10 protein-coding genes are annotated in these 12786 nt (G+C 69.8%); 5 read left to right on the top strand and 5 right to left on the bottom strand.

Going from position 1 to position 12786, the window contains the following annotated elements:
* Window positions 1-4: 4 nt before the first annotated feature.
* Window positions 5-988: an adenosylcobinamide-phosphate synthase CbiB gene (gene cbiB, locus UAJ10_RS00515; RefSeq protein WP_322913216.1), complete on the bottom strand. Its 984-nt coding sequence runs from the start codon at window positions 986-988 to the stop codon at window positions 5-7.
* Between the two features lie 17 nt (window positions 989-1005).
* Between cbiB and cobD the strand changes: the two genes are divergently transcribed.
* Window positions 1006-2037, top strand: coding sequence for a threonine-phosphate decarboxylase CobD (gene cobD / locus UAJ10_RS00510; RefSeq protein WP_322913214.1), 1032 nt, complete (start codon window positions 1006-1008; stop codon window positions 2035-2037).
* A 208-nt stretch (window positions 2038-2245) separates the two neighbouring features.
* Here cobD and ybaK read toward each other — a convergent pair whose 3' ends face one another.
* From ybaK to UAJ10_RS00495, 3 genes are all read right to left on the bottom strand, one after another.
* Complete coding sequence (ybaK, locus tag UAJ10_RS00505; RefSeq protein ID WP_322913212.1) at window positions 2246-2731, bottom strand: Cys-tRNA(Pro) deacylase; 486 nt, start codon at window positions 2729-2731, stop codon at window positions 2246-2248.
* A gap of 37 nt (window positions 2732-2768) precedes the next feature.
* Window positions 2769-3773, bottom strand: coding sequence for an alpha/beta hydrolase (locus UAJ10_RS00500; protein ID WP_322913210.1), 1005 nt, complete (start codon window positions 3771-3773; stop codon window positions 2769-2771).
* A gap of 98 nt (window positions 3774-3871) precedes the next feature.
* Window positions 3872-5122 (bottom strand): MFS transporter, encoded by a 1251-nt coding sequence (locus UAJ10_RS00495; protein ID WP_322913208.1) that lies wholly within the window; start codon window positions 5120-5122, stop codon window positions 3872-3874.
* A gap of 394 nt (window positions 5123-5516) precedes the next feature.
* Between UAJ10_RS00495 and UAJ10_RS00490 the strand changes: the two genes are divergently transcribed.
* The 4 genes from UAJ10_RS00490 to asnB all read left to right on the top strand — a co-directional run bounded on the left by UAJ10_RS00490 (window position 5517) and on the right by asnB (window position 11885).
* Window positions 5517-7526, top strand: coding sequence for a TonB-dependent receptor plug domain-containing protein (locus tag UAJ10_RS00490; protein WP_322913206.1), 2010 nt, complete (start codon window positions 5517-5519; stop codon window positions 7524-7526).
* A gap of 13 nt (window positions 7527-7539) precedes the next feature.
* Complete coding sequence (locus tag UAJ10_RS00485; protein ID WP_322913204.1) at window positions 7540-7998, top strand: hypothetical protein; 459 nt, start codon at window positions 7540-7542, stop codon at window positions 7996-7998.
* A 155-nt stretch (window positions 7999-8153) separates the two neighbouring features.
* Window positions 8154-9848, top strand: coding sequence for a methyl-accepting chemotaxis protein (locus UAJ10_RS00480; protein ID WP_322913202.1), 1695 nt, complete (start codon window positions 8154-8156; stop codon window positions 9846-9848).
* A 126-nt stretch (window positions 9849-9974) separates the two neighbouring features.
* Window positions 9975-11885, top strand: a complete 1911-nt coding sequence (gene asnB, locus UAJ10_RS00475; protein WP_322913200.1) for an asparagine synthase (glutamine-hydrolyzing) — start codon at window positions 9975-9977, stop codon at window positions 11883-11885.
* Here asnB and UAJ10_RS00470 read toward each other — a convergent pair.
* Window positions 11873-12778, bottom strand: a complete 906-nt coding sequence (locus UAJ10_RS00470; protein WP_322913198.1) for a LysR family transcriptional regulator — start codon at window positions 12776-12778, stop codon at window positions 11873-11875. The two genes, asnB and UAJ10_RS00470, sit on opposite strands and share 13 nt — an antisense overlap.
* Window positions 12779-12786: the final 8 nt, after the last annotated feature.

Below are 12786 nucleotides of genomic sequence, written 5' to 3'. Positions count from 1 at the left end.
GAGTTTAAAGCGCCAACACCAGCGCCAGGCCCCACAGCAGGGCCAGGCTGCGGCGGTAGAGGCTGAGTCCGGCGTCGATGTCGGCGGCGGTGGCCTCGGGCCTGCCGTCGCCCATCCAGTGATCGTCCACCCGCACGTCGCCATAGGTGCGCGGGCCTGCCAGGCGCAGGCCCAGGGCGCCCGCCATCGCGGCCTCCGGCCAGCCGGCGTTGGGGCTGCGATGATGGCCGGCGTCGCGGCGCACGGCGGCCAGCGCCGCCTTGGCCGGCGCCGTCCCGCGCGTCCAGGCCGCCAGGATCAGCAGCAGGGCCGTCAGGCGCGAGGCCGGCAGGTTCACCACATCGTCCAGCCGGGCCGCCGCCCAGCCATAGGCCTCATGCCGGGGTGTGCGGTGGCCCACCATGCTGTCGGCGGTGTTGATGGCCTTGTAGGCCAGCAGTCCCGGCAGCCCGCCCACCGCCAGCCAGAAGGCCGGCGCCACCACCCCGTCGGAAAAATTCTCCGCCAGGCTTTCGATGGCGGCGCGGGCCACGCCCGCCTCATCCAGGCTGGCCGGGTTGCGGCCGACGATGTGGGCCACGGCCTCCCGCCCACCCTCCAGCCCGCGCTGGCGCAGGGCGCGCGGCACGGCGGCGACGAAGCGGTGCAGGCTGCGCTGGGCCAGCAGGCTGCTGGCCACCAGGCCCGTCGCCAGGGTACCCCAAAGCCCGCCCAGCCGCGCCAGCAGGGATTGCAGCAAGACGCCCACGGCCAGCGCCACGCCCACAAGCACCAGTTCGGCCGCGATGCCGGCGGCCTTGCGTCCCGCCATCGGCCGCCCCGCCTGGTTCCAGGCCCGGTCCAGCCGGCCAATCAGGGCGCCGATCCACACCACCGGATGGCGGATGCGGGCATACAGCGCGTCGGGATAGCCCAGCAGGGCCTCCAGCGCCAGGGCGGCCAGGGCCAGCCAGGGCAGGGCGGGGTAAAGGGTGGGGAAGACGGTCATGATGTCTGGGGTTTAGCATGATGAGGTCCGAAATCCACACCCCTCCGAGCCAGATCCGTCATGGCGGCGACCTGACCCAGGCGGCGGCGCTGTTCCCCGACGTGCCCGGCCCCTGGGTTGATCTCAGCACCGGCATCAACCCCTGGCCCTATCCTTTGCCCCCCCTTCCGCCCGTCGCCTGGACGGCCTTGCCCACGCGGGGCGCCCTATGGGCGCTGCTGGCGGCGGCGGCCACGGCCTATGGCGCGCCGGGGCCGGACAGCCTGGTGGCGGCGCCGGGATCGGAGCTGTGGATCCAGGTCCTGCCACGCCTGCGTGCCACCGGGGCCGTGGCCATCGTCGGCCCCACCTATGGCGACCACGCCCGCGCCTGGTCGGCCGCCGGCCACGCCGTGCGTCAGGTGGCGGCGCCGGATGACGCGGCGGAGGCCGCCGATGTCGTGGTGCTGTGCAACCCCAACAATCCCGACGGTCGCACCTGGGATGCGGACGCGTTGCTGGACTGGACGGGGCGGCTGGCCGCGCGCGGCGGCTGGCTGGTGGTGGACGAGGCTTATGCCGACCTTGACCCCGGGCGCAGTCTTTGCCGCCACGCGGGCGCGCCGGGGCTGGTGATCCTGCGGTCCTTCGGCAAGTTCTTCGGCTTGGGTGGGGTGCGCCTGGGCTTCGTCCTGGCGCCGCCGGCGCTGATGGGCGCGGCGCGTCTGGCCCTGGGATCCTGGGCGGTCAGCGGCCCCGCCCTGGCCATCGGGGCGGCGGCGCTGGCCGACCTGGACTGGCAGGCCGCCACGCGGCGGCGGCTGGATGCCGAGGCGTCAGCGCTGGACGATGTGCTGCGGGCCGGCGGCCTGCGCATCATCGGCGGCACGGCGCTGTATCGGCTGGTGGATGCTGGTGACGCCGCCGCCCTGTGGCGGCATCTGGCCCATGCCGGCTTGTGGACGCGGCCCTTTCCGGAACATGCCGGCTGTCAGGGCTGGCTGCGCCTGGGCCTCACGGCGGACGGGGGCGCGCTGGACCGGTTGGCGGCGGCGCTGGCGGCATTCTGACGCGCATGCCCTATCGGTTGAATCAGTATTTGTCCGGCAGGGCGGCCGTTTCCGGCGACTGGACGGGGTTGGGGATGTCGATGTGGCGGCGGGTGTCCAGATGCGCCTCGGCCAACAGCTTCCGGATGGCCGGATTACGGGGGCGCCGTTCCGACGGGACCATGGTCGGGCCGGGGGCCGGCTTTGGCAACGGGGCGTAAGGTTGGGGTCAGGCCGTGATGTCGGCCCATCGCGCATCGGCTGCCTTGATGAGGTCTGCCGGGGCCAGCGCCAGCTGCAGGCCCCGGCGCCCGCCGTTCACGATGATCTCGGCCAGCGCCCCGGCCGACCGGTCGAGGAAGGTGGGCAGCGTGCGCCGTTGCCCCAGCGGGCTGATGCCGCCCACGACATAGCCGCTGCTGCGCTCCGCCACCGCCTGGGGCGCCAGGTCCGACTTCTTGGCCTTGGCCGCCGCCGCCAGCGCCTTCAGGTCCAGGCGCGCCCCGGCCGGTATGATGGCGCAGGCGAGACCTCCAGAGCCGCCCTCCAACTGGCACACCAGTGTCTTGTAGACCAGGGCCGGATCCAGGCCCAGCGCCTCCGCCGCGGCCAGGCCGATGGCGGCGGCGTTGGGGTCGTAATCGTATTCCAGCAGGCGGTAGGCCACGCCCGCCGCCTCCACCGCGCGCACCGCCGGTGTTCCCTTGGTCGCCATGCTATCCAACGCTCCCCTTATCCTGTGGGGAAGAGTATCAAATACCGGCGCCGTCGATGAAATTGTAAATGTCGAAGGATGCCAGGCCCTTGGCGATATCGCTGACGGCCTTTTGCGCCTGCGGCAGGCGGCCGCCCAGGGTGATGAAGCCGTGCACCATGTCCGGGTAGACGGTGTGCAGCACGGGCACGCCACTGCCGGCCAGGCGGGCGGCATACTCCCGCCCCTCATCCTGCAACACGTCCAGGCCGGCGGTCAGGATGACGGCGGGCGGCAGCCTGGCCAGGCTGTCGGCCAGCAGGGGGGACAGGCGCCAGTCGCCGCGGTCGGCGCCATTCACATAGTTGTCCACGTACCACAGATACTGATCCCGGCTCATGAGATAGCCATTGGCGCGGCGATGGTGGGACGGACGGTCGGCGGTGAGATCCGTGCAAGGGTAGATCAGCACCTGGGTCTTCAGGTGCGGCCCGCCCTCGTCCCGCGCCTTCAGGGCCAGGACGGCGGCCAGGTTGCCGCCGGCGCTGTCGCCGGCCACGCCGATGGCCAGCGGGTCGATGGCCAGGCGCTCGGCGCTGGCGGCCAGCCAGGTCAGGGCGGCCCAGGCGTCATCCAGGGCGGCGGGATAGGGGTGTTCCGGCGCCAGGCGGTAATCCACCGCCACCACGGTATGGCCCGAGGCCGCCGCCAGCTGGCGGCACAGGGTGTCATGGCTTTCCAGGTTGCCGATGGTCCAGCCGCCGCCATGCAGGAACAGCAGCGCCGGCACCGGCCGCCAGCCGAAATTGGCGCGGTAGAGGCGCACCCGCAGGGGGCCGGCCGGCCCGCCGATGATCTGGTCCATGACCGAGGCCAGGGCCGGCGGCTCCGGCGCCAGGGGGCGGCGGCTTTCCACGTAGCCGGCCCGCAAGGCGTCCAGGGGAATGTCACGGTACCGCGGCGGCCCGATCTCCCGCAGCAGGTCGGCCAGGGCCGGGGACACGTCGTCCGGCACGGAAAAGCCGCCGTCATTGGGCGAGGTGGAAGCGGAGCTGGCGGCCATGACATCCTCACAAAAATTACCGCGTGAAGCGTAGTATGGCCGGGCGCATATACGACAGTCAATGTGTTATATCTCAAATAGAACACAAAAATTATGTTCTATTGGACACGTCGTGCAGCCAGGCCCAGGGCGTTCAGGATCAGCAGCCCCAGCAGCCCGCCCACGAACAGGGTGATGCCTGTCCATTCCCAGCCGTGCCAAAAAAAGCCGCCGGCCGTCCCGGCCAGGGTGGAGCCCATATAATAAGCGAACAGGTAGAGGGCGGAGGCCTGGCCCCGGTGCTGACGGGCGCGCAGGCCGATCCAGCCGGATGCCACGGAATGCACGCCAAAGAAGGCGAAGGTGAACAGGCCCAGGCCCAGCGCCAGCGTGTCCAGCCGCGCGATGTCCATGATGCCCAGGCCCGCCAGCATCAGCACGGCCGACGCGACCAGCACCCGGCCGGGGCCGAAGCGGCCGGACAGCCCGCCGAACAGGGGCGAACTGATGATGCCGAAGATATAAACCAGGAACAGCACGGCCACCGTGGCCGGGGGAACGCTCAGGGGCGGCGCCTGCAGGCGAAAGCCGACATAGTTGAACACGGTGACGAAGGCGCCCATGGCCAGGAAGCCGGTGGCGAACAGCGCGACCAGCCCGCTGTCCGACAGGTGCAGGTGCCAGGCGGCGGCCAGGCCGCTCCACAGGTCCCCCTCTCGCTGGCGGAAATGGCGCGACGGCGGCAGGGCCATGGCCACGGTGAGGGCGGCCAGGATGCCCACCACCCCCACCAGGCCCACCGCCACCCGCCAGTTGGCAACGTCGGTGATCAGCACGGTCAGGATGCGGCCCGCCATGCCGCCCATGGCGGTGCCGCCGATGTACAGTCCCATGGTGAGGCTGGCTGATTTCGGGTTCACCTCTTCCGCCACATAGGCCATGGCGACGGCCGGCAGCCCACCCAGCGCCAGCCCGGCCAGGGCCCGCAGCACCAAGAACAGGGGCCAGTTGGGCGCCAGCGCGCTGGCCAAGCCCAGGCCGCCGGACAGCGCCAGGGATGCCACCATGATGCCCTTGCGCCCCGACCGGTCGGAGAGGGCGCCGGCCACCAGCAGGGCAACGGCCAGCGCCGCCGTGGTGACGGACAGCGACAGGCTGGCGCCCGGCGGGCTGATGCCATAGGCGCGCACGAAATCCGGCAGCAGCGGCTGCACGCAATAGAGCGTGGCGAAGGTGGAAAATCCCGCCACGAACAGGATGGCCGTCATCCGGCGGTAGGCGGCGGTGCCGACCTCAAGATAGGGGGGTTCTTTACCAATCTGGGGCGCGGACGCCGCCGGGGCGGTGGCGGTGGGTATGTCGCTGGGCATGCCGGAACCTTGGGGCCAGGGGAACGCGCCGCATGGCGGCACCTCTGCCAAGGTCTTGCCGCCACAGGCCTTTTTCGCAGGAAGCCGATCCGGCCGAAAGGCCCGTCCCCGCATGGCACCAATCCAGCCATCAGCCGGCATACTCAAGTAGCGATTGGCGAAGTGCGTTCCACATAAATATTATAAATTAAGGATTCGCAGGGAATTAATTAAGTAATTGTGGTAAATGCACTATTAATAACAGAATCTTTATAAGAAATACACCTGACAATATCCAAAAGCATATATTGCTCATCCTGCCATGTGAACCAGTTAACCCGAAACAATCCGTCTTGGTCTTGTCTCGGGTGAGTTGGGGTTAAAAATGAAAAACACCATGTGCTTGAAGTCCAAATTGGCGCGTTCGCCGTCCCGGCTGGTGCTGACGCTGTTGGGTGTCGCCATCGCGTCCGGCGCCCAGGCCCAGTCGATGAACTACGGGTCGCTCGAAGACTTGTTCGGTGAGGCGGTAACGACCTCGGCCACCGGCCAGCCGCAACGCGCCAGCGAGGCGCCGGCGCCGATGACCATCATCACCGCGGAAGAGATCGCCCGCTCCGGCGCGCGCAACATCCCGGACATCCTGAACCGTGTCGCCGGCGTGGACGTGCTGTCCTGGGGCGTCAGTGGCGCCGACGTGGGCGTGGATGGCTACAATCAGGGCAACAACCCGCGCCTGCTGGTGCTTGTCAACGGCCGCCAGGTCTACCTAGACCACTACGGCGTCACCATCTGGTCCGCCATCCCGGTGCAATTGCTGGAAATCCGCCAGATCGAAGTGGTGAAGGGCCCCCAGGCTGCGCTGTTCGGCTTCAACGCCGTTTCCGGCGTGGTCAACATCATCACCTACAACCCCCTGTACGACGATGTCGGCGCCGCCCAGGTGACCGTCGGCAGCCAGGGCCAGAAGGAGTTCGACGCGGTCAAGAGCGTGAAACTGGGCGACAAGGTCGGCGTGCGCTTCTCCGCCGGCGGTTGGAACATGGATGAGTACGGCACCGCGTCCGACCAGCTGACGAAGGGCCTGCGCGGCAACGGTTCCCTCCGCCGCGCCGCCTCCATGGACAGCCTGGTGCAGGTGACCCCCGATGTGCAGGCTGGCTTCGAAGGCACCTGGAGCCGCGCCGACGAATTCGGCATGACCGCGCTGGAAGGCCCCACGCAGGGCCAATACCAAACCCGGTCCTTCAAGGGCACTGTGAAGGCCAACACCGACTGGGGCCTGGTCGACGCCACCGCCTACAGCAACCACCTGGATTATGGTCTGCGCCTGTTGAACAACGGCGCCATCACCGCCGTCGCATCCGATACCGACACCACCGTGGTGCAGGTGCAGGACCTGGTGAAGCTGACCCCCACGCTGACCACCCGCGTCGGCCTGGAATACCGCGACAACAGCATCGACAGCTCCCCCACGAAGGGGTCCACTACCGGCTACCAGGACTTCGCCCTGTCCAACATGTACAACTGGCAGGCGTTCGACACCCTCAGCCTGACGCTGGCCGGCCGGTGGGACCACACCTGGCTGAATCGCAGCGGATTCGCGCCGGTGCCCTTCACCAATGCCGATTACGATAAGCGCGCCTTCGACAGCTTTTCCTACAACGCGGGCGCCGTCTGGCACCCCACGGCGGACGACACCGTCACGGCCACGGCCGGCCGGGGCATCCAGTCCCCCACCCTGATCGAGCTGGGCAACAACACCGTCAGCAAGCCGGCCCCCGGTTCGGTCCAGGTCACGGGCAACCCCTATGTCAACCCGACCGTGGTGACGAATTACGAGCTGGGTTACCAGCGCGCCATTGCCGCCATCAATGGCGCCGCCAAGGTTTCCGCCCTGTATCAGAAGACGGAGGACTACAAGTCCATCGCCTTCGGTTCCATCCACTTCATCAACGGCTATCCCACCATCTTGTTGGGCGAGAATTTTGGCGACAGCAAGGAATGGGGCACCGAGGCCGAACTGCACGGCAAATTCGGCGGCATGCGCTGGTCCGCGTCGTGGACGTGGCTGAACCCCATCGACAGCTTCACCTTCAAGCCGGGGGCCGTGCCCGCGGACTACCGGCGGTCGACGCCCAAGAACACGGTGAAGGGCAATGTCGGCTATGACTTCGGGCGGTGGACCACGGACCTGTTCATGTATTGGAAGTCCGACTACGTCGCCTACTACCTGACGGCCAAGGGCCCCGGGCTCTATACGGTCAGCCAAGGCCTGACCGCCCAGGCGGCTGTCTCCTACAAGGTCAGCGACGATTTCTCCCTGACGCTGGCGGGCAGCAACCTGCTGCAGGACCACACCCAGTTGGCCGTGACGCCCAAGGCGGAACGGCGTGTCTGGGGCACGGCCACGTACAAGTTCTAAGGGGGGAAGTCCAATGAACAGCATGATCCTGAAGACCGCAGCACTGGCCGCCGCCCTGTCGGCGTCCAGCCTGGCGGGTGCCGCGGAGATGGACGCCAAGCAGGTGACCATCGCGGCCAAGGCCCTGGGCTTCCTGACCACCAAGGCGCCCGCTGGCGCCAAGGTGGTGGTGACCGCCGGCGCCGCCCCCGTGGCGGCGGTGCAGGCGGCCCTGCCCGGTGCCGCCGTCGCGGCCGGTGACGCGGCCCCTGGTGCCTACGCCGTGTTCGTGTCTTCCGCCGCCGAGGGCAAGAAGGCGCTGGCCAAGGGCACCGTCACCGTGGGCAACGACGTCGCCTGCGTCGATGCCGGCGGCTGCGTCATCGCCGTCGAGACGACGCCGAAGGTCACCATCTACGTCAGCAAGGCGGCGGCAAGCGCCGCCGGCGTCGAGTTCGACCCGAACTTCAAGATGATGGTCACCGAAAAGTAGTGACCCGGGGCAGGTGACCGGGGTGGCGGGGTGGGCGGTTGGGTTGGGCCGTCCATCCCGCCGTCGCCCTGGGCGCCCGCCCCAGGCAGTGAAGAACCATGGGCGTAAGCCCCGGCCCAGCACGAATGGCCGGCACTGGTGGAAGGATGAAGGTGATGCGGTTCGATGATCTTCCCATGGCGTTGAAGCTGTTCGCGGCCCCCGCCATCGGGCTGGTGGCCCTGGTGGCGATGGCGGTCGCCTCCCACCAGGTGGTGGGCGGCATCACCGCCACCGCGCGCGAGGTGGGCGAGGTGCGGTTCGTGGCCACCGCCGAACTGCTGAGCGCATCCGGTGAACTAAACGGCGCCGCCAAGGATCTCTATTACGCCCTGGCGGCGGCCACGGCCGGCGGCGACGCCAAGACCTCCGTCGCCAAGCTCGACGGCGTGGTCCAACGCATGGGCAAGGCGAAGGAGGCGGTGGAGCGCGCCAAGGACCGCCTGCCCGACGGCAAGACCAAGGCGGAGCTGGCCACCGTGGGCCAAGACATCGACAAGCTGGGCCAGCCGGTCGGCTTCGTGAAGGACATGCTGGGCATCGACGCCCAGTCCGCGGTGTCCTTCCTGGAACCGCTGCGCGCCAGCCTGCAGGGCGTGCAGGATCGTCTGAACGCCGCCGCTTCGCATGAGCGGACCACCGCCGCCACCGCCATCAAGGACATGGACGCCAACGCCGCCTCCACCCAGACCCTGGCGACCGTCATCGTGCTGGCGGTGGTGCTGGGCGTGGCCGCCATCACCTTCGTCATCGTGCGCATGCTGAAGGGCTCCATCGACCGCATCTCCGGCGCGACCGAGGCCCTGGCCGCCGGCGACATTGCCGTGAACATCGAGGCGCTGGCCCGCAAGGATGAGCTGGGCGCCATCGTCGGCGCGCTCGCCGTCTTCCGCGCCAACCTGGCCGACCGCGACCGCCTGACGCGGGAACAGGCCGAGGCGGAGAAGCGGGCGGAGGGCGAGAAGCGCCAGGCGTCGCTGCGCATCGCCGACAGCCTGGAAAGCTCCGTCCACAGCTTGGTGGAGCGCCTGAACGCCGCCGTGCAGCAGCTGGCCGGCAACGCCCGTGGCCTCAGCGACCAGGCCCAGGTGGGCCAGGAACGCACCAGCGTGGTCGACCGGGCGGTGACCGAGGCCAACAGCAACGTGCAGGCCGTGGCCAGCGCCGCCGAGGAACTGTCCGTCTCCTTTGGGGAGATCAGCGGCCAGGTCACCCGTGCGGCCACCATGGCCACCAACGCCCGCGTCCGGGTGGAGGAAAGCACCCAGCAGATGGAACGGCTGCAGAACCAGGGCGACCGCATCGGCTCCGTCGTGCGCCTGATCAGCGAGATCGCCAGCCAGACCAACCTGCTGGCCCTGAACGCCACCATCGAGGCGGCGCGCGCGGGGGAGGCCGGCAAGGGCTTCGCCGTCGTGGCCAGCGAGGTCAAGAGCCTGGCGACCCAGACGGCGAAGGCCACCGAGGAGATCGGCGGCCAGATCACCAGCATGCAGGGCGCGACGCGCGAGGCCGTCCAGGCCATCGCCGCCATCCAGCAGACGGTGAACGAGATCACCACCATCTCCTCCGCCATCGCCGCCGCCGTGGAACAGCAAGAGGCCGCGACCCGCGAGATCGCCCGCAACGTCCAGATGGCGTCCCAGGGCACGGCCGTGGTGGCCGAGAACGTGGCGGGATTGCAGGCCATCGCCGACAACACCCACCGCTCCAGCGACGAGGTCCTGTCGTCGTCGCAGGTGCTGCGGTCGGAGACGTCGGCCCTCAGCGCCAGCGTGTCGAAGGCCATCGCCTCCCTGCGCGCGGCGTAAAGGGGGCGCGCCGCTTAAGGCTGGGGTGCCCCGCCTGCGCAATTCGCTGGCGGGCGACTGGTAACGCCCTGTATTCCTGGGTATCCCCGTTCGCGGGGGGATCCTGGAATCACAGGGCGGAACCATGTGCGGCATCGCGGGGCTTTGGGTATTCGGGGGGCGGACGGCACCCGGCTGGCACGCCAGGCCGGTGTCATGATCGACCGCCTGGCCCATCGCGGGCCCGACGACCGGGGCGTCTGGCAGGATGACGCCGCGGGCGTGGCCCTGGCCAACCGCCGCCTGGCCATCATCGACCTGTCCCCCCTGGGCCACCAGCCCATGACCTCGGCCGACGGCCGGGTGACCGTCGCCTTCAATGGCGAGATTTACAATTACCAGGACCTGCGCCGGCAGTTGGCGGGGGAGGGTGTCGTCTTCCGCGGCCAGTCCGACACCGAGGTGCTGGTGGAGGCCATCGCGCGCTGGGGTGCCGACCGTGCGCTGGCCGCCTGCAACGGCATGTTCGGCCTGGCCATCTGGCTGGCGGACGAGCGCCGGCTGATGCTGGTGCGCGACCGGCTGGGGGAAAAGCCGCTCTATTGGTCACTCAGCAACGGCGTGCTGCTGTTCGCGTCCGAACTCAAGGCCGTCCGGGCGCAGCTGGGCTATCACGCCGTGCTGGACGAGGCGGCGCTGGCCGATTATTTCCGCCACGGCTTCATCCCGGCGCCGCGCACGGCCTTCACCGGCATCCGCCAACTGCCGCCGGGCACCTGCATGACCGTGTCGGCCGATGGCGGTGCCGAGACGCGGGCCTACTGGTCGGTCGCGGACGCCGCCCGGCGCGCCCTGGCCGCCCCGCTGACGCTGGAGGACCCCGAGATCCTGCGCCTGACCGGCGACCTGCTGACCGACGCGGTGCGCCGGCGCATGGTGTCGGACGTGCCGCTGGGCGTCTTCCTCTCCGGCGGCATCGACAGCGCCCTGGTGGCGGCCCTGATGCAGGAGCAGAGCGCCGCCCCCATCCGCAGCTTCACCATCGGGTTCGACCAGGCGGAGTTTGACGAGTCCGCCGCGGCCGAGGCCACGGCCAAGGCCCTGGGCACCGACCACACCACCCTGCGGGTGGATGCCGCCGACGCGGTGGACCTGGTGCCCCACCTGGCCGGCATGTATGACGAGCCCTTCGCCGACATCTCCGCCATTCCCACCGCGCTGCTGTGCCGCCTGGCGCGCCGCCACGTGACGGTGGCCCTGTCCGGCGATGGCGGGGATGAGGCTTTCGGCGGCTATTCCCGCCACCTGTGGGCGGGATCCGTCAGCCGCTGGCGGCGGCGGCCGGCTTGGCTGCGCCACGGCCTGGCCCGCCTGGATTCCGCCATGCCCGATGCCTGGATCGATGGCGCCGCCCACCTGCTGCGGCCCCACCTGCGCCAGCCGGCCGACAAGGTGGGCAAGTTCCTGGGCGCCGTGGCGGCGGCGGACGAGGACCAGGCCTACATCGCCATGCTGGGCATGAGGGCCGACGCCATCCTGCGCCCCGGGCTGGCGCTTGAGGCGGCCACGCCCGTCGCCTTGCCCAAGGGCGCCGACCCCGCCCTGCGCCTGCAGCTCCGCGATCTGGCCCGCTACCTGCCCGACGGGGTGCTGGTCAAGGTGGACCGCGCCAGCATGGCCGCCAGCCTGGAGGCGCGGGCACCCCTGCTGGACCCGCGCGTGGTGGAATGGGGCTTGCGCCTGCCACTGCACCAGCGCTTGCGCGACGGGCGGGGCAAATGGATGCTGCGCCGGCTGTTGGCCGACCGCATCCCGCAGGGCGTCGCCACGGCGCCCAAGACCGGCTTCGGCGCCCCCCTGGGCGCTTGGCTGCGTGGCCCCTTGCGCGACTGGGCGGCGGGCCTGCTGGACGGGGCGGCTGGCGACACCCTGATCCAGGCGCCGGTGGCGGCCGCCCTGTGGCGCCAGCACCTGTCCGGCGGCCACGACCATGCCGGGCGCCTCTGGACCGTGCTGTCCTACCTGTCCTGGAAGGCGACCGCGGCTCAGGCCGACTGAAGCTCGCGCGCCACGTCCGCCATGAGCGACCGCAGCCAGCGGTGGGCCGGGTCGTGGCGGTAGCGCACGTGCCAGGCCATGTCGACGGGAAAGGTGCCCAGGTCCACCGGCGCCGGCAGGATGCGCAGGCGCGGGTCCTGTGCCAAGCGGCGGCAGATCAGGCTGGGCAGCGTCGCGCAATAATCCGTGACGGCGATCATCTCCGGCACCGCCAGGAAATGGGTGACCGACACGGCGACCTCTCGCTTCACGCCCCGCTGCTGCAAGGCCTGGAACAGGCCGGCCCGCATGCGGCCGGGCGGCAGCACGTTCACATGCTTCATGCGTTCATACTGGTCGCGGGTCAGGGTGTCGCCCACGTCGGGATGACCCGCCCGCACCACGCAGGCCAGGCTTTCATCCATCAGGTGCTGCACGATCAAATTGTCCGGCGGGTCGACCAGCCGCCCCAGCGCCATGGCCGTGGTGCCGGAGATGACGCCCGTGTCGGCCAGGTCGTTGCCATAGGGGACCAGGCGCAGCTTGATGCCCGGGGCCACGTCGCGTAGCCGGGCGACGACGGCGGGCATCAGCGCGAACTCGACATAGCTGTTGGGCGCGATGGTCAGCAGGCGATCCGCCTGCGCCGGGTCGAATTCCTGCTGGCCCAGGATGGCGTCATCGATCTTGGCCAGCGCCTCCGCGATCGCCGGTGCCAGGTCCAGGGCCACCGGGGTGGGCTGGATGCCATACCGCTCGCGCACGAACAGCGGGTCGCGCAGCACCAGGCGCAGGCGCGCCAGCGCGTTGGACAGCGCCGGCTGCGTGATGCCCAGGCGCGCCGCCGCGCGGGTAACGTTCCGCTCCTCCATCAGGGTGATGAAGACGGGCAGCAGGTTCAGGTCGTAGCGCATCAGTCATA

It is taken from the genome of Nitrospirillum guaranorum (genome assembly GCF_034653275.1).
GTDB lineage: Bacteria > Pseudomonadota > Alphaproteobacteria > Azospirillales > Azospirillaceae > Nitrospirillum.
The sequence above is the reverse complement of the archived record's forward strand: the minus strand, read 5'-3'. Positions and strand labels throughout refer to the sequence as shown.

Bases quoted from the DNA above. Each gene is read 5' to 3' on its own strand.
- UAJ10_RS00500 (WP_322913210.1), bottom strand. From the start codon at position 3,773: ATGGCCGCCAGCTCCGCTTCCACCTCGCCCAATGACGGCGGCTTTTCC.
- UAJ10_RS00480 (WP_322913202.1), top strand. From the start codon at position 8,154: ATGCGGTTCGATGATCTTCCCATGGCGTTGAAGCTGTTCGCGGCCCCC.
- cobD (WP_322913214.1), top strand. From the start codon at position 1,006: ATGATGAGGTCCGAAATCCACACCCCTCCGAGCCAGATCCGTCATGGC.
- UAJ10_RS00495 (WP_322913208.1), bottom strand. From the start codon at position 5,122: ATGCCCAGCGACATACCCACCGCCACCGCCCCGGCGGCGTCCGCGCCC.
- UAJ10_RS00470 (WP_322913198.1), bottom strand. From the start codon at position 12,778: ATGCGCTACGACCTGAACCTGCTGCCCGTCTTCATCACCCTGATGGAG.
- ybaK (WP_322913212.1), bottom strand. From the start codon at position 2,731: ATGGCGACCAAGGGAACACCGGCGGTGCGCGCGGTGGAGGCGGCGGGC.
- UAJ10_RS00485 (WP_322913204.1), top strand. From the start codon at position 7,540: ATGAACAGCATGATCCTGAAGACCGCAGCACTGGCCGCCGCCCTGTCG.
- cbiB (WP_322913216.1), bottom strand. From the start codon at position 988: ATGACCGTCTTCCCCACCCTTTACCCCGCCCTGCCCTGGCTGGCCCTG.